This is a genomic window from Mesorhizobium zhangyense (assembly GCF_011045115.1).
GTDB lineage: Bacteria > Pseudomonadota > Alphaproteobacteria > Rhizobiales > Rhizobiaceae > Mesorhizobium_M > Mesorhizobium_M zhangyense.
Genome location: NZ_JAAKZG010000015.1, coordinates 24,593 through 41,015, shown reverse-complemented (window position 1 = coordinate 41,015; position 16,423 = coordinate 24,593). Strand labels below are relative to the sequence as shown.

Sequence of the window (16,423 nt, the reverse complement as noted above, 5' to 3'; positions counted from 1 at the left end):
GACTTCGGCACACCATGCTCAAAAATGCGTGCAAAAGGCAATTGGAAGATCGCTGCGCAATTGAAGGTTAGTATCAGCTAATAGGCGTGCGATTTCGAAAGTTCGGGGCTTGACCATCAGGCTCTTGCCGCGAATCACCCCTTCGGATAGTCGAAAGCCATGGGAAAAGGGCTCTTACCGCCAGGTGCCGGCGGCGGCGACAACATAGAACCGGTTGATCTGAAGAAGGCGCTGGAAGACCGATATCTTTCATACGCGCTGTCGACCATCATGAACCGTGCCTTGCCGGATGTGCGCGACGGGCTGAAGCCCGTTCATCGCCGCATCATGCATGCAATGCGGCTGCTGCGGCTCAATCCTGACCAGGGTTTTGCCAAATGCGCCCGCATCGTCGGCGAGGTGATGGGCAAGTTCCACCCGCATGGCGACCAGTCGATCTATGACGCGCTGGTGCGCCTCGCGCAGGACTTTGCCGTTCGTTATCCGCTGGTCGACGGGCAGGGCAATTTCGGCAATATCGATGGCGATAACGCCGCTGCCATGCGCTACACCGAAGCGCGCATGACCGAGGTGTCGACAGCGCTGCTGGAAGGCATCACCGAAGATGCCGTCGATTATCGCCCGACCTACAATGAGGAAGACGAGGAGCCGGTCGTTCTGCCGGGCGCCTTCCCGAATCTGCTCGCCAATGGCTCGTCGGGCATCGCCGTCGGCATGGCGACCTCGATTCCGCCGCACAATGCGGCCGAGCTTTGCACGGCGGCCCTGCTGCTGATCGACAATCCCGACGCCTCGGTCGAGGACCTGATGAGCAAGGAGCCCGGCGACGGGCTGGTGCAGGGGCCGGATTTCCCGACCGGCGGCATCATCATCGACGACCGCGCATCGATCCTCGATGCCTATGAGACGGGCCGTGGCGGCTTCCGCGTTCGCGCACGCTATTCGGTCGAGGATCAGGGCCGCGGCACCTGGAACATCGTCGTCACCGAGATTCCCTATCAGGTGCAGAAGGCGCGGCTGATCGAGAAGATCGCCGAACTGCTGATCGCCCGCAAACTGCCGCTGCTCGAAGACGTGCGCGACGAAAGCGCGGAAGACATCCGCCTCGTGCTGGTGCCGAAGAGCCGTGCCGTCGATCCGGCGCTGCTGATGGAATCGCTGTTCAAGCTGACCGAGCTTGAAAGCCGCTTCCCGCTCAACATGAACGTGCTGTCGCGCGGCAAGGTGCCGAACGTGCTGTCGCTGAAAACCATTCTTCGCGAATGGCTGGAACACCGCAAGGAAGTTCTGGTTCGTCGGTCTAAGCACCGTCTGGCCGAGATCGAACGCCGGCTGGAAATCCTCGCTGGCTATCTGATCGCCTATCTCAACCTCGACGAGGTGATCCGCATCATCCGCGAGGAGGACGAGCCCAAGCAGGTGATGATGGCCCGCTGGGCGCTCACCGACGTGCAGGCCGAAGCGATCCTCAACATGCGCTTGCGCGCCTTGCGCAAGCTGGAAGAAATCGAGATCCGCAAGGAATTCGACGGGCTCAGCGCCGAGAAATCGGAGATCGAGTCGCTGCTGGCATCCGACGCCAAGCAGTGGAAGACGATCGCCTGGCAGGTGCACAAGGTTCGCCGCGATTTTGGCCCCGAAGAAAACGAAGCGCTCGGCAAGCGCCGCACGACCTTTGCGGAAGCGCCGGACCACGATCTGAGCGACATCCACCACGCCATGATCGAGAAGGAGCCGGTGACGGTCGTCGTCTCGGACAAGGGCTGGCTCAGGGCAATGAAGGGTCATCTCAACGACCATTCGCTGTTCACTTTCAAGGAAGGCGACGGGCTGAAGCTCGCCTTCCATGCCCAGACCACCGACAAGATCCTGGTCTTCACCACCGGCGGCAAGTTCTACACCATCGGCGCCGACAGGCTGCCGGGCGGGCGCGGCCATGGCGAACCGATCCGCATCATCGTCGACATGGACAATGACCAGGACATCGTCACCGCCTTCGTCCACGATCCCAAGCGCAGGCTTCTGCTCGTCTCGCACGACGGCAATGGTTTCGTGGTGCCGGAGGCAGAAGTCGTTGCCAACACCCGCAAGGGCAAGCAGGTGATGAACGTCAAGTCGCCCGACGAGGCCAAGCGTTGCGTGCCGGTGGCGGGCGACCACGTCGCGGTCGTCGGCGAGAACCGCAAGATGCTGGTATTCCCGCTTTCCGAAATCCCCGAAATGACGCGCGGCAAGGGCGTTCGCCTGCAGCGCTACAAGGATGGTGGCGTCCTCGACATCAAGCTGTTTGCGATGGAAAGCGGATTGTCCTGGCAGGATTCGGCCGACCGCACCTTCGTGCGGACGCGTGAGGAACTGACCGAATGGCTGGGCAACCGCGCCGCCGCCGGCCGAATGGTGCCGAAGGGGTTCCCGCGGACCGGAAAATTCGGATAGGGTATATTGATCTTCGGGTGATGGCGGCCTGCGAACGGCAGTTTTCTGCGCTTCCGGTACTCACGTACTCAAATGTACGCTCCGTTCCGGTTCTCGAAAACCGCCATTCTCGGCTCGCCCTGACCCGAATCTCAACATACCCTGGAGTGCCGAAACAGGCGCACGGCGATCTAAGCAGGCGGCGCGGCTTGCCAGCTTTCCGGCATCGTCTTTTCTGCCCATGCCTTTTGCCGGCGCGCGATCGGGCCATATTGCTCCGACCACGCTATGAACGCCTTGAACACCGGTTTCAGGCCGTAGGCCGCTTCGGTGATCTCGTATTCCACGCGCGGAGGGACTACGGCGTGGGCGGTGCGCTTGACCAGACCGTCCGCTTCCAGATCGCGTAGCTGCTGGGCCAGCATATGCTGGGTGATACCGGGGAGCGCCCGGCGCAATTCGCCGAAACGGTGGGTTTTTTGGGCCAGCGCCCACATGATCTCGATTTTCCATTTGCCGGTCAAAGGCCGCATGGCTTCGAGAAAGGGCAGGTAAGGCAGGTCGCCGTCGCAGGCGTTTTCGCCTGCCGTTCCATTGTTTTGATTTTTCATCAGGTCCGGATTTTTCATTCTATCGGCTGGCGCAAGCGCGGAAGATGGGTATTCGCCCAGAGAAAAGGAAGCCCGAGATTGATTGCAGCTGCCTGTCTCTTCTGACGTTTTGTTGAATTTATGGCTGCCGGTGGCACGGTGTCGTGATGGAGGACGCTGTGGCGCTGCGGTTACGGGGTGCGGCAAGTGCTTGACATTCTATTATTAACTAATAGGTTAAATGTAGTTTCGACTGGACAGCGATATGCTGCCCAGCGCCCCGGAAGGCGGCCGTCGCCGCGGGAGGGCCGGCCAGGATGAGCAAGGACAGGACTTCGCCCTGGGAACGCTTTCTGGCCGCGCGCAAGGCAAGCGTCGGGCTTCAGCGGCTCAAGACTACGCAGATGGACGAACTCGCCGGACACCTGCGCGACTGCCGGCGTTTCTGGGACGATAGCCTCGATCGACTGAGCGCCTATCTGCAGCAACTGAAGAGGAAATGATTGCAATCGAGTTCCCGGTCGCGCACGGGCTGGGCCTCCAGACGTCAGAAAATTTCCGGGGCCCTGTCGGGAGCCGCAATTCTCGTTCGTCCTTGGATCGGGCCCTGAGAGGCTGACGACATCTGGAGGAATGAACATGCAATCCGCGATCCACACTGCAGAAACATCGGTCTCGAAAAGTGCCTATCGGGCAGGGTGGGCGATCAGCGGCCTGCTCATCCTGTTTCTGGCTTTCGACGGGGCGATCAAACTGGTGCCGCTCGACATCGTCACCCAGACCATGGGCGAACTCGGCTGGCCCACGACCGCATCCATGGCCCGCACGCTTGGCGTGCTGACGCTGGCCTGCACCATACTTTACGCAGTCCCGCGCACCGCCGTGCTCGGCGCGATCCTGCTCACGGCCTATCTCGGCGGCGCGATCGCAACCCATGTGCGCATCGGCAATCCGCTGTTTTCCCACACGCTGTTCGGCGTCTATCTCGGCGTCATGGCCTGGGGCGGGCTTTATCTGCGCGACGAACGCCTGCGCGCATTGATACCGCTGGGGCGTTGAGGCGAAATCGGTGGGCCGGCCATAGGAATGTCACCCGGCCGGTCCATCATGCCCGGAATATGCAGGGTGAGGGACATTAGAACCGCCGGCAATCAATCAGTGGAAATCACAGGGAGAAGACCATGAAATCCAATACGTATCTCGCCTTCAACGGAACCTGCGAGGCCGCGTTCAAATTCTACGAGAAGGTGCTGGGCGGCAAGATCGTGATGATGATGCCTCATGCCGGAACGCCGGCGGAAGGCTATGTTCCGGCGGAATGGCGCGACAAGATCATGCATGCGCGCCTGACCTTCGGCGACGACCAGGTGCTGATGGGTTCGGACGCGCCGCCCCAATACAAGACCAAGATGGACGGGTTTTCGATCTCGCTGCAATTCACCGACAAGGCGGAGGCCAAGCGGGTTTTCGACGCCCTCGCGGAGAAGGGCGAAGTCAAGCAGCCCTTCGAAAAGACCTTCTGGGCCGAGGGTTTCGGCATGCTGATAGACCAGTTCGGCACGCCGTGGATGGTCAATTGCGAGGCGCCTGCCGCCTGACGATCAAACTACGCCGGGTGCCGAACCGCCAAAGCGGCTCGGCGCCTGCGCCCATCCCTAAGCTGCCAGAGCGAATGCACCACCAGCGTGACGATGAGGATCGTGCCGCCGATCATGCTGTTTCGGCTCGGGGCCTCGGCAAAGATCATCCAGATCCAGACAGGCGCCAGGATGGTCTCCAGCAGGTAGAACATCGCCACCTCCGGGCCGGAGATGTATTTCGGGCCGTTGGCGAGGCAGAAGAACGCGATCGGCATGACCACCGCGCCGTTGAGGATGATCCACCAGGGTGCGGCGACATTGACACCGGTCTTCGATACCATCAGCACGGCGACCGCGAACGGAAACACCACGCCAACGAGCGAGGTGAAGCCCATATCCTTGCCGCTGGCGCGGGTGATCGTGATGGCGCCGGCGATGCAGAGCGTCGACAGCAACGCCATGACGTTGCCGAACATCTGCCCGGTGCCGACCGAGTCGCCGACGATGATCAGCACCCCGAATACCATGAACAGCATGGCGATGAGCGTTGCCGGCCGCGGGCGCTCCTTCAGGAAAACCCACGACAGGAGTGCTGCAAACATCGTGTTGAAGGCGAGGATGAAGACGAGATTGGCGGTCGAGGTGTTGTAGACGGCCGTTATGAAGACGATCGACCCAAGGCCGTAGAGGGCTGCCACAGCAAGCCCGGCACGGCCCGGAATGAGCTGCGGCGCTTTCGGGCTGAAGAAGCGCCATATTGCCCAGATGACAAGGGCTGCGATCAGCGTCGTGCCGGTGCGCATGAACAGGATGGACCAGTGGTCGCCGTTGGCGAGCCGGATCAGGGGAATGTCGACGGTGAGCGTGAGGCCGCCGAAAGCGGTCAGGGCAAGACCCTTCGCATGGTCGGAAAATTTTGCGGACACGGGGAACTACTCCGGAAAGGACGGGAACTGTTGCGCGGTTGCGTCCAAGAAGCCGATTAGACGGCTTCGTGCGCGTAGCGCTCCCAGCCTTTCGACCCCAGATGTTCCTGCGGCGTGAAACGGACCTTATAATTCATCTTGCGCGAGCCGTTGACCCAGTAGCCGAGATAGACATGGGGCAGGCCCGCGGCGCGCGCCCGCGCAATATGATCGAGGATCATGAAGGTGCCGAGCGAGCGCTCGTCCATCTCCGGGTCGAAATAGGAGTAAACCATCGACAGGCCGTCGGCCATCTGGTCCGACAGGGCAACCGCGATCAGTTCGCCGTGACCATGGCCCGTGATGAAGCTGTCCGGCCCGCGCCGGCGGTATTCGATGATCTTGGTGTTGACGTGCGTATCCTCGACCATCATCGCGTAATCGAGCACTGTCATGTCCGACATGCCGCCCTTGCGGTGGCGGGCGTCGAGATATTTGCGGAAGAGGGAATACTGCTCGGTCGAGGGCTCGGCGTCGTGCATGGCGCCGACAAGGTCGGAATTGTGCTGCGTGACGCGCTTCATGTTCTTCGTCGGTTTGAACTCGTTGACCAGGATGCGCACCGACACGCAGGCCCGGCAGGTTTCGCACGCCGGCCGATAGGCGATGTTCTGCGACCGTCGAAAGCCGCCCTGGGTAAGCAGGTCGTTCATCTCCGGAGCTTTGTCGCCGACAAGGTGTGTGAACACCTTTCGTTCGAACTGGCCGTCGATATAGGGGCACGGTGACGGCGCGGTCAGAAAGAATTGCGGCGACTGGGTAGTATGGTGCGTCATGGCACGTCGATTCAATTCCCACGAATCGCTCTACCTTGGCGGCAGCCGCGAAAAATTCAACTGGATATTGATACCACCAGTCACCGCACAGTCACAAATCCGCGCAAGGGCGTAATCGCATGCGCCCAAAAGCTGAAAACTTAACGGTCGTCGCGCGTCACGACCGTGCCAAGCAGCAGGTCGTGCACGGTGCGCTTGCGCTCGGTGAAGAGCGAGGCGAGCAGGATGAGCGGCGTCAAGACGACATTGCCGGCCCAGAACAGCACGGTGTGGACGACTGCGAGCATGCCATCGATGGGCTTGCCGTCGAGGCGGTCGAGCCGGATGCCCATCATGCGCATGCCGACCGTGGCCTGGTTCCGGCCGCCGAGCGTGTTCCACACGTAAATGATGGCGACCATCGGAAACAGGATGCCGAACAGAGCCCAGCCGATGCCGAGCGTGATGACGCCGAGAATCGCTACCAGGATAGCAAACGGGATCATCAGCAGGCCGATGATCAGATAGTCGATGCAGAAGGCAAAAACCCGGCGCGACAGCACGCCTTCATAAGCGCGAACGTCGTCAAGCCGCGTCGCAATGATTTCGCCGTCGAGAACACGTGTGTTCATGTTTTTCCAAAAAGCTCCGTTTCGGGAAAACCCGTTTCCCAAAACATGGTAATTGCCGGTCTGAATTCAAGAAGCGCGCTGTCTACTGCGGTGATGCTGCCTGCGCTTCCTTGAGTTTCGCAAGCTGGATCTGCGCCTGGTCCAGAACATGGCGCGTGATGTTGAGATAGATTCGGGAGCCTGCGCTTTCGAAGAATGGAATGACGCCGTTCGCCAGGGACACGCTCTCCTCGATCAACGGGATTCTTTCGGCGTCAGAAACGGAAGACAGATCGGCTGCCGCATAATGCTGAAGTGTACGCGCCAGCTTCATTTCCATGTAGCTGGTTTCCTCGACGTCGTTGGATTTGTGGGTGATCTTGAAGGCTTCGCGATGAAGTTCGAGCGCCCGCTTTATCTGGTCTCCGTTGCGCTCGAGTTCGCCAACCAGCAGGGTCGAATCGCCGAGATTGGCCATGTCTTCCCAACTGGCCTCGCCGCTGCGGTACTTCATGCTCAGTTGATAGGCCTGGGTGTCGAACTGCATGGCCTTTTTCGCGTCGTCCAGCGCCTTGGTCTTGTCGGCGATCCGGCCATAGGCGGCGCCGAGGTGGCCGTAGATCGGCTCGAGCTCGTAGCCCAGCGTGTCCTTCTCGTATTTCTTCAGCCACGCCTCGAGCGGCGCGGCACCTTTCCTGACGTGGTCGGCGCCTCTTTCAGCGCTGATTTCACCGGCGTATCCCAGTGTGCGGATGTAGTCCTTGGCGAAGTCGAGCTCATCATTCTTGTTTGGATTTTCTATGCGGCGGTAGGTGCGTTCCAGCATTTCGGCGGCGCGCAACAGCAGCGCCTCGTCGGATTTCCACCGTCCAAGGTCGGTCAAAGCCTGAATCAGTTTGTCGGGAACGTAGAGATTGCAATCCGTTTTGCCGGTGATGGGGCACAAGGCGATCTCTGCCTCGCCGCTTTCGACCTCCAAGGCCGCACCGAACAGAAATGAGGGCTGGTAGCCGGGAAAGGTGTCGCTGGCGAACTGCGCGACCCAGAACTTATCGAGAATTTCAGAAACCTGATCCGGCGCGTCCGCCGGGACTTCATCGAGTGCTGCCCGCAGAGCCGACAAAGCCAGCGTCACGCGTTTGTCTTTGCTGGCGTTGTCGCTGTCCGAGGCGGAAGTCGCCGCCGCAGTCGTCTTGGCCAGTTCGACCAACTGCCGGGGGCGATCTTCCGGTTTGGCGCTGGAAAGCGCCGCGCAGGATGCTTCGGAGGTCTCCGCAAAAGCGTCAGCGGGCGGCGACAATTTTTTCAGCTCGGCGCAGAAACCGGCATCGCCCTCGTAATGGAACGCGTCGAGCAGCGGCGTCTTGAACCTGATCTCATGCCCGGATTTATCGCGGAAAACACGCTCAACGACGGGATCGCTTTCGACCGGAACTATGGGAGGTGGTGGAACGAAGCGATTATTATTGATAGTCGCCGCTACGACGTAAAGAACGACCGCAGCCAAAGCGGTCCATATCAGAAAGCGGTCTTTCATCGATCGGATTCCGGGTTGGCTGGGCAGTTTTCATCAGGGCTAACCATATGAGAGCGTCAGCCCTCCAATTCCTCGCCGATGGCGCGGAACAGGGAAATCGTCTCGTACTCGCGATAGGTGCTCTCGTCGTTGACCGTGCCATAGTCCGGGCTGGATGAGAGCTTGACGATGACCAGTTTCTTCGCCGGGTTGACGTAAATGAACTGGTTGTAGACGCCGATCGCGGCGAATTCGCCTTCCTCTCCGTCCGTCAGCCACCATTGGTAGCCGTAACCGAACAGCGAGTCGGATAGTCCGGTATCGCCGGGCTGGAGATGCGGACCGTCTGCCGTCAAGGACGCTTTTACCCAGCCAGCCGGCACGACCTGCCGCCCTTGCCAGAGGCCGTCATTGCGGAACAACTCGCCAAGCTTGGCGTAGTCGCGCGCAACGGCATTCAATCCGGCAAATGCCATTTCCATCCCGGCCGAATCGAGCAGCCATTGCCCATCCGCCTCCATGCCGAGCGGGTGCCAGAGCTTTTCCTGCATGTAGTCGGCAATTGTTCGACCGGTAGCCGCCACCAGCAACATGCCGAGAACCTGCGTGTCGGTACTGTTGTAGAGGTTGAATGAGCCGGATGCGCGTTCACGCGAGAGTGTGGCCGGGAAGGCATCGAATGACCCGCCCTGCGCGAAGATGGCGGCGAAGCGGTTGATGTCGGATTCGGGGTCGCTGTAATCTTCGTTCCACCTTGCACCGGAGGACATCTGCAGGATGTCCCTGATCGGCACGCCGTCGTAGGCGGAGCCGGAGAGGGCGGGCAGGTAGGCGGTTATCGGCTCGCCGACATTGTCGATGAACCCGTCTTGCACCGCTATCCCGATCGCTGCCGACACGAAACTCTTGGCGACCGACATCGAAACCCATTTCGTTACGCGCCCGCCCCAGGGCGCGTAACGCTCGAAGCGGATCGCGCCATCCTCGATGATGAGTAGCGCCATCGTTTCCGTGAGCGACAGGAAATCCTCGACGCTTCTCGGGGTTCCGTCATGAGAATATTGGTCGGGAAGTTGCAGCGGGCGACCTTCGGCGAACCGGAACGGCGCTGGTGCTGCCGTCATCGTTGCGACGGGAAAGATGCTGTCCAATCGCTGAAAATTGTCGCGCTGGCTGGCGCCTGTGAAAAGGCTGGAAATGTAGTCGATGCGGTTCATGCCGGGCCTATTGAGCGAAGCGAAGACGGGGAAGTAGCACGCCGCTTTTTGAGCTTTACCCCTTCAACATCTGCGCCACTTCCGGCGCGAAATAGGTCAGGATGCCATCGCAGCCGGCGCGCTTGAAGGCGAGCAGGCTTTCCAGCATGGCTTTCTCGCCGTCGATCCAGCCATTGGCGCTTGCCGCCTTGATCATCGAATATTCGCCCGACACCTGGTAGGCAAAGGTCGGTACCTGGAACTCGTCCTTCAAGCGGCGGATGATGTCGAGATAGGGCAGGCCGGGCTTGACCATCAACATGTCTGCGCCCTCGGCCAGGTCCTGCTCGGCCTCGCGGATCGCCTCGTCGCTGTTGGCGTGGTCAAGGTAATAGGTCTTCTTGTCGCCCTTGAGCAGGCCCTGCGTGCCGATCGCCTCGCGATAGGGACCGTAGAAGGCCGACGCAAACTTCGTCGCATAGGACATGATCGCCACGTCCTGAAAGCCGTTGGCGTCGAGCGCGTCGCGAATGGCGCCGATGCGACCGTCCATCATGTCGGAAGGCGCGATGATGTCGGCGCCGGCGGCTGCCTGGAGGACAGCAGCGGCCGTGACCTGCTCCACCGTCTCGTCATTGACGATGATGCCGTCGCGCAGGATGCCGTCATGGCCGTGGCTGGTGAACGGATCGAGGGCGGCGTCGGTGATGACGCCGATCTCCGGCACGGCAGCCTTGATCGCGCTGGTGGTGCGGTTGATGATGTTTTGCGGGTCGAGGATATGCGAGCCGGTCTGGTCGCGCAGGCTCATATCGACATTGGGAAAGGTGGCGATGGCCGGAATGCCGAGCTTGGCCGCGCGTTCGGCCTCCTTGACGGCGAGATCCACCGAAAGCCGGAACACGCCGGGCATGGCGGGGATGGGCTCGCGCACATTCTTGCCGTCGATGACGAAGATCGGCCAGATCAGGTCGTCCACTGTCAGGTGGTTTTCTTGCACGAGGCGGCGCGACCAGTCGGCCTTGCGCATGCGCCTCAGCCGTCTGCTGCCGGTGATCTCGTCAACGGTGCGCGCGCCGGCGGGCTTCAGGCGGGTCTGTCTGTTCATCGCATGATCTCCAGTTGCGCGTTTTTTAACATGCGGCTTTGCAGTTCACCAAGCCATGCGAATGAGGCCAGCAAGATTGACGCACCTTGCCGCATTCCTTAGCACTTGCAGTCCCGGTCGATAGGGAAGGGATTCTGTGCATGGACTTTGGCGGCGGCGACGAAATACGGTTCGAGCACATCGGCATGGCCGGCGTCGTCACGCTGACGCGGCCCAAGGCGCTGAACGCCATCACGCACAATATGGTCAGGGCGCTGTCGCGGGCTCTGGACGCGTGGAAGACGGACGCGCAGGTGATGCGCGTCGTGGTCAAGGCCGAGGGCAAGGCGTTTTCGGCCGGCGGCGACATTATGGATGTTTATGAAGCCGGACGTGCCGGAAGGCCCGCGGTTGAATTCTTCGCCGACGAGTACCGGCTCAACGCGCAGATCGCCCGCTTTCCAAAACCATACATCACCTTGATCGACGGCATCGTCATGGGCGGCGGGGTCGGCGTATCCTTCCATGGCTCGCACCGTGTCATGACCGAGAACGCGCAATTCGCCATGCCGGAAGTCGGCATCGGCTTTTTCCCCGACGTCGGCGGCAGCCATCTGCTGCCGGACCTCGGCGGCAGCTTCGGCATGTATCTCGGCCTCACCGGCAACCGCATCCGCTATGGCGACGCGCTCTGGTCGGGCCTGGCGACGCATACGATACAGGCGCAGTATATCGGCGCCTTGCTCGAGGAACTGTTCGAGCCGGGCGAGACCGACCTGACGCTGCGCGAGACCTTCATGGCGGCCAGGCGCGAGACTGACCGGGAAACGCTGGAGAAGATCGCGCATCATTTTTCATTGCCGTCGCTGGATGCTGTGCTGGAAAGCCTCGAAAAGGCGGCAGCCGACGATGAGTTCGCAGCCAAGACGCTGGCGACGATGCGCCTGCGCTCACCGACCAGCCTCAACGTTGCCTTCCGCCAGATCACGGCGGGATCGACTATGTCGATGGACGATTGCATGCGCATGGAGTTCCGCATCCTCAACCGGATGCTGGACGGCCGGGATTTCTACGAAGGCATACGCGCGGCGATCGTCGACAAAGGCTCGACGCCGGTCTGGACGCCCTCGACGCTGGAAGAAGTGGATCCCGCCGCCATCGATGCCTATTTCGCGCCATTGCCGAATGGAGACCTCGCGCTGTGAGCGAACGCGCTGTCAGGTCGCCGGCGATAGGGCCCACGGTGGCGGAGTCGACGTTCGCCTGGTTCCTGCGCATCATCGCGACCTATTGCCTGCTGTTCGGCGTGCTCTACTGGATAAGGCTGATCGGGCTCTACGACGAGCCGCTGTGGCGGTTCGATACCATGCCGGTCTATTGGCAGGTGACGGCGGTGATCCTCGCCGTCTTCTATCCCTTCGCCGGCATTGGCCTTTGGATGCTGGCGTCGTGGGGGCCGGTGATCTGGTTCATCTGCGCGGCGACCGAAGTGACAATGTATGCCGGCTTTCCCGATCTGTTTGGTCACCGCTTTGCCATCGTGGTTTCGCACGCCTTCGTGGCCTTGCTCTACATCGCCTTTCGCGTGGTGATCTTCTTCCAGAAACGGCAGGCCAAGATCTGAGCCGTTTTCAGCCATTGCCCAGAGATCTCAGGCGTTACCTAAATGTTTAGGTTAATTTTCGCTCCTCGGCTGGCCGTTTGTTAACCTTCTTGCGAAACCACCCAAGGGTAAGCCCTTGTTAAGCCTGACGTTTAAGTCGAATTTTATACGTATTCGATAGTGTCGCGATCAAGGTGAGAAAAACAAAACAATCACCGGGCGACAAACGAGAGGCAAAGACAATGAACACTTCCCGTCCAGTGGCGAAGACCACTAGCGTATCCGATGACCGTCGCGAAGCAATCCGCTCGCTTTACATGGAATCCCTGCAGCTTGTTGAAAGACTGCACCGCCGTCTTCTTGATGTTATCAAGGATGAGTTCGACCGCAATGCACGCAGCGACATCAATGCGATCCAGGCGCTGCTGCTGTTCAACATCGGCAATTCGGAGCTGACGGCGGGCGAACTGCGCTCCCGCGGCTACTATCTCGGCTCGAACGTTTCCTACAATCTCAAGAAGCTGGTCGAGCTTGGTTTCATCAACCACCAGCGCTCGCGCATCGACCGCCGTTCGGTCCGCGTCAGCCTTACCGACAAGGGTTCGGAAGTGGCAGAGGTGGTTGCAGGCCTTTATGAACGCCATGTCGGCTCGATCGAGCAGGTCGGCGGCATCAACACCGAAGAGTTCAAGCAGATGAACCGGGCTCTCCAGCGCCTGGATCGCTTCTGGAACGATACGATCGCTTACCGTATGTAAGAACCGGCTCTGTCGGCGAACAATATGGACCGTGGCGAAAGAACCACGGCAAGGATAAATTCTCCAGTCAGGGCCGGTGCCGAGGGGCGCCGGCTCATCTTTTTTCTGGCATCGACGCTTCACGTCCCTTATGGCCACGCAAACGCCATATTCCGATGACTATGCGGAAGGGTGAAATGGACCGTCAGGCATCGAGGGATTGCCTGAAGGGGGAACTCCGGACGACGACGTGCGTTGAAAAGCGCTTCCGACGCGGAGTTATGGTTGGCTAATTGTTAAGCATAGTCGCCATAAGCTACGGATGAATTCATCCGATCGATGCAACGCAGGATAGATGTCTGGAATGTCCATGAACACCACCCGCCGTTCCTTTCTGACCACAGCCGCAGCGCTTGCGGGAACTGCTCTCGCCGGAAAAGCCTTCGCGCAGGACGCGATCGGTGAAATTCTCAGCTCCTCGCGTCGCGGCAACTGGGACGACACGTTCGATGCGCGCGCCAGCCAGGGCGGCAAGGTCGCCTCCAACCAGCCGATCTTCTCGCCGCAGACCGTGTCCTATGTCGAACAGGCGATCGGCCAGTACCAGGGTATCGTTTCGCAGGGCGGCTGGCCGGAAGTGCCGTCGACCAAGAAACTGCAGCTCGGCGTGGAAGACGCGGACGTCAAGGCGCTGCGCCAGCGCCTGATGGTTTCCGGCGATCTTTCGGCTCAGGCAGGTATTTCGCCGGTGTTCGATACCTATGTCGACAGCGCCGTGAAGCGCTTCCAGGCCCGCCACGGCCTGCCGGCGGACGGCGTCCTTGGAAAGTATTCCTATGCCGCGATGAACATTTCCGCGCCGGTGCGTCTCGGACAGCTCGAGACGAACCTCGTGCGCCTGCGCTCCATGTCGGGCGATCTCGGCCAGCGCTATGTGATGGTCAACGTTCCCGCCGCGCAGATCGAGGCTGTCGAAAATGGTCGCGTCGTGCTGCGCCATGCCGCGATCGTCGGCAAGATCGACCGCCAGACGCCGATCCTCAACTCCAAGATCAACGAGATCATCGTCAACCCTTATTGGAACGCACCGGTTTCGATCGTCCGCAAGGACATCATTCCGCTGATGCGCAAGAACCCCAAATATCTGGCCGACAGCCACATTCGCCTGTTCGCGCCGGACGGCAGCGAAGTCGATCCGATCAATGTCGACTGGTCGACCGAGGAAGCAGCAAAATACCGCTTCCGTCAGGACCCGGGCGCCGGCAACGCCATGGCTTCGGTGAAGATCAACTTCCCGAGCCCGGATGGCGTCTACATGCATGACACGCCGCAGCAGAGCTTGTTCGGCAAGCTGATGCGCTTCGATTCGTCGGGCTGCGTGCGCGTGCAGAACGTGCGCGACCTCGTCACCTGGATCCTGCGCGACACGCCCGGCTGGAGCCGCCAGCATTTCGAGCAGACGATCAAGACCGGCACGACGACGCCGGTGCAGGTCACCAACCCGGTTCCTGTCTACTTCACCTACATTTCCGCGTGGTCGACCGGTGACGCCGTGGTGCACTTCCGCGACGATATCTATGGCCGCGACGGCGTCGATGAGCTGAAGATTTCCTCGGCGCTGTAAGCGCTTACGAACAAATGAGAAAAGCCGCCTGACAAGGCGGCTTTTTTCATTTCTGCTGGATCGGTTTCCGCGGCAAGGCCGCCCGATTTATTGGAGCATAGCTTGGCCGTCGCAACTTTGATCCTGCTGCTTCTGGTTCTGGTGGCTGTTTCCGGCGTGCTGGTGCGCTTTCTGCCGCTGCCTCTGCCGATCATCCAGATCGTGCTCGGAATCCTTCTCGCGTGGCCGATCGACGGGCTGCATGTGGAGATGGAGCCGGCGCTGTTCCTGCTCGTTTTCGTGCCGCCCTTGCTGTTCATAGAGGGCCTTCTGCTGCCGAAGCGGGAGTTCAGGGAACTTGCGCCGCAGATATTCGGCCTGGCCTTCGGGCTGGTCTTCTTCACGGTCGTCGTCTTCGGCTATGCGCTGCACTGGCTGTTGCCGGTGGTGCCGCTGCCGGTGGCCTTTGCGCTCGCCGCCGTTCTGTCGCCGACGGACGCGCTCGCGGTTTCCTCTATCGTCGGCCGCGACATCGTGCCGGCCCGCATCCGCCATATCCTCGAGGGCGAATCCCTGCTGAACGATGCGTCCGGCCTGGTGGTTCTGCGTTTTGCAGTAGCCGCCGCACTCACCGGGCATTTCTCGCTCGGCGAAACGGCGATCACGTTCTGGCTGGTTGCGCTCGGCGGCGTCGCTGCGGGACTGGTGACGCTATGGGCGACGTCGAAGGCGCTGCGCATCGTCGCCAAGATTGGCGATATCAGGCCCGAGGTGCAGGTGATGATCCTGATCCTCCTGCCCTTTGCCGCTTACCTTCTGGCCGAGGAGATACACGCTTCGGGCATTCTGGCGGCGGTGACCGCAGGACTTTACACCAGCCGCACGGGTCTGTTTGGCGCGCTGAGCATTCCGGCGCGCATGCAGAACGCGGCTTTGGTCGATGTCCTGTCCTTCACCTTTAACGGCGCAATCTTCCTCATGCTCGGGCTGCAACTGCCCGGCATCATCCGCACGGTTCCGTCGGAGCTGTCGCTCTATGGCACGGTCTGGGAGCCGGTGCTGGCGGTGTTGACGCTGACGCTAATCCTCCTGGCGATCCGCTTCGCCTGGATCGTCTTCGGTTCGGCAGTGCGCGGCGCCATTAATCGTTGGCGCGGCCGCGAAGCGCAACGGCTGACCGGCCGGCTGAAAGTGGTGATGACGCTTGCGGGCGTTCGCGGTGCAATCACGCTGGCCGGCATCCTGTCGCTGCCGCTCGTCTTGCCGGACGGTTCGCCTTTTCCCGCTCGTGATCTGGTCATTTTCATCGCAGCCGGCGTGATCATATGCTCGCTGGTGGTGGCCAGCGTCGCTCTGCCGGCGGTCGCGCGCGGCATACCGCTGGAGGAAGAGGATGTAATCGCCAACGAGGAGCGCCTGGCGCGGGTGACCGCGGCGGAGGCAGCGATCGCCCGCATCGAGGAGATGGTGGAGGAAAGTCGCGACGACCCCGCTGTCTACGAGACGCGAATGGCTGCGTCGCAGCAGCTGATCCCCTTCTACCGGCAGCGGATCGTCCTTGGCGACGCGGACGATCCGGCAGCGCAGGACCTTTTGCCGGTGATCGGCGCCATGACGGAGGCAGCACTGGACGCCGAACGTGCGGCCCTTGTCGGACTCCTGCGGTCGCACAAGATCAACGACACCACGATGCGCGCGATCATGAGTGAAGTGACGCTTACATTAGCCCTGATCGCAAAGAAGAAGGGCAGCACCGGGCATTGAG

Annotated in this window: 16 protein-coding genes; 9 read left to right on the top strand and 7 right to left on the bottom strand. The window is 60.9% G+C overall.

Translation table 11 applies throughout. The features are described 5' to 3' along the window. The first annotated feature begins 159 nt into the window (after nucleotides 1-159). Nucleotides 160-2,436: a DNA topoisomerase IV subunit A gene (gene parC, locus G6N74_RS25235; RefSeq protein ID WP_165120770.1), complete on the top strand. Its 2,277-nt coding sequence runs from the start codon at nucleotides 160-162 to the stop codon at nucleotides 2,434-2,436. Between the two features lie 170 nt (nucleotides 2,437-2,606). Here parC and G6N74_RS25230 read toward each other — a convergent pair whose 3' ends face one another. After that, nucleotides 2,607-2,948 (bottom strand): winged helix-turn-helix transcriptional regulator, encoded by a 342-nt coding sequence (locus G6N74_RS25230; protein ID WP_165120837.1) that lies wholly within the window; start codon nucleotides 2,946-2,948, stop codon nucleotides 2,607-2,609. A gap of 374 nt (nucleotides 2,949-3,322) precedes the next feature. Between G6N74_RS25230 and G6N74_RS25225 the strand changes: the two genes are divergently transcribed. The 3 genes from G6N74_RS25225 (at nucleotide 3,323) to G6N74_RS25215 (ending at nucleotide 4,603) form a co-directional block, all read left to right on the top strand. Next, nucleotides 3,323-3,508, top strand: a complete 186-nt coding sequence (locus tag G6N74_RS25225) for a hypothetical protein (RefSeq protein ID WP_165120769.1) — start codon at nucleotides 3,323-3,325, stop codon at nucleotides 3,506-3,508. A 136-nt stretch (nucleotides 3,509-3,644) separates the two neighbouring features. After that, nucleotides 3,645-4,064: a DoxX family protein gene (locus G6N74_RS25220; protein ID WP_205826856.1), complete on the top strand. Its 420-nt coding sequence runs from the start codon at nucleotides 3,645-3,647 to the stop codon at nucleotides 4,062-4,064. A 122-nt stretch (nucleotides 4,065-4,186) separates the two neighbouring features. After that, on the top strand, nucleotides 4,187-4,603 hold the full coding sequence (locus G6N74_RS25215) for a VOC family protein (RefSeq protein ID WP_165120768.1): 417 nt from the start codon (nucleotides 4,187-4,189) through the stop codon (nucleotides 4,601-4,603). Nucleotides 4,604-4,611: 8 nt separating this feature from the next. Here the strand turns inward: G6N74_RS25215 and G6N74_RS25210 are convergent, their stop codons facing one another. The 6 genes from G6N74_RS25210 to hemB all read right to left on the bottom strand — a co-directional run bounded on the left by G6N74_RS25210 (nucleotide 4,612) and on the right by hemB (nucleotide 10,736). Next, nucleotides 4,612-5,511, bottom strand: a complete 900-nt coding sequence (locus tag G6N74_RS25210) for a DMT family transporter (RefSeq protein ID WP_165120767.1) — start codon at nucleotides 5,509-5,511, stop codon at nucleotides 4,612-4,614. 56 nt (nucleotides 5,512-5,567) lie between these two features. After that, nucleotides 5,568-6,326, bottom strand: a complete 759-nt coding sequence (locus G6N74_RS25205) for an arginyltransferase (RefSeq protein WP_165120766.1) — start codon at nucleotides 6,324-6,326, stop codon at nucleotides 5,568-5,570. A gap of 140 nt (nucleotides 6,327-6,466) precedes the next feature. After that, entirely contained in the window at nucleotides 6,467-6,937 is a 471-nt protein-coding gene (locus tag G6N74_RS25200; protein ID WP_165120765.1) for an RDD family protein, read from the bottom strand. 82 nt (nucleotides 6,938-7,019) lie between these two features. After that, entirely contained in the window at nucleotides 7,020-8,453 is a 1,434-nt protein-coding gene (locus G6N74_RS25195) for a hypothetical protein (protein WP_165120764.1), read from the bottom strand. Between the two features lie 56 nt (nucleotides 8,454-8,509). Next, nucleotides 8,510-9,649, bottom strand: coding sequence for a serine hydrolase domain-containing protein (locus G6N74_RS25190; RefSeq protein WP_165120763.1), 1,140 nt, complete (start codon nucleotides 9,647-9,649; stop codon nucleotides 8,510-8,512). Nucleotides 9,650-9,704: 55 nt separating this feature from the next. After that, entirely contained in the window at nucleotides 9,705-10,736 is a 1,032-nt protein-coding gene (hemB, locus tag G6N74_RS25185) for a porphobilinogen synthase (protein ID WP_165120762.1), read from the bottom strand. A 140-nt stretch (nucleotides 10,737-10,876) separates the two neighbouring features. On the opposite strand from hemB, the gene G6N74_RS25180 reads away from it, so the two are divergent. The 5 genes from G6N74_RS25180 to G6N74_RS25160 all read left to right on the top strand — a co-directional run bounded on the left by G6N74_RS25180 (nucleotide 10,877) and on the right by G6N74_RS25160 (nucleotide 16,422). Then, nucleotides 10,877-11,920 carry an enoyl-CoA hydratase/isomerase family protein gene (locus G6N74_RS25180; RefSeq protein ID WP_165120761.1) on the top strand — a complete coding sequence of 348 codons (1,044 nt, stop codon included), beginning with the start codon at nucleotides 10,877-10,879 and terminating at the stop codon, nucleotides 11,918-11,920. After that, nucleotides 11,917-12,339: a DUF6163 family protein gene (locus G6N74_RS25175; protein ID WP_165120760.1), complete on the top strand. Its 423-nt coding sequence runs from the start codon at nucleotides 11,917-11,919 to the stop codon at nucleotides 12,337-12,339. Before G6N74_RS25180 ends, G6N74_RS25175 begins: the two co-directional genes overlap by 4 nt. A 221-nt stretch (nucleotides 12,340-12,560) precedes the next feature. Then, nucleotides 12,561-13,076 carry a transcriptional regulator LdtR gene (gene ldtR, locus G6N74_RS25170; RefSeq protein WP_091917813.1) on the top strand — a complete coding sequence of 172 codons (516 nt, stop codon included), beginning with the start codon at nucleotides 12,561-12,563 and terminating at the stop codon, nucleotides 13,074-13,076. A gap of 349 nt (nucleotides 13,077-13,425) precedes the next feature. Next, nucleotides 13,426-14,679, top strand: a complete 1,254-nt coding sequence (locus G6N74_RS25165) for a L,D-transpeptidase family protein (RefSeq protein ID WP_165120759.1) — start codon at nucleotides 13,426-13,428, stop codon at nucleotides 14,677-14,679. A gap of 102 nt (nucleotides 14,680-14,781) precedes the next feature. After that, nucleotides 14,782-16,422: a Na+/H+ antiporter gene (locus G6N74_RS25160; RefSeq protein WP_165120758.1), complete on the top strand. Its 1,641-nt coding sequence runs from the start codon at nucleotides 14,782-14,784 to the stop codon at nucleotides 16,420-16,422. Nucleotide 16,423 lies beyond the last annotated feature (1 nt).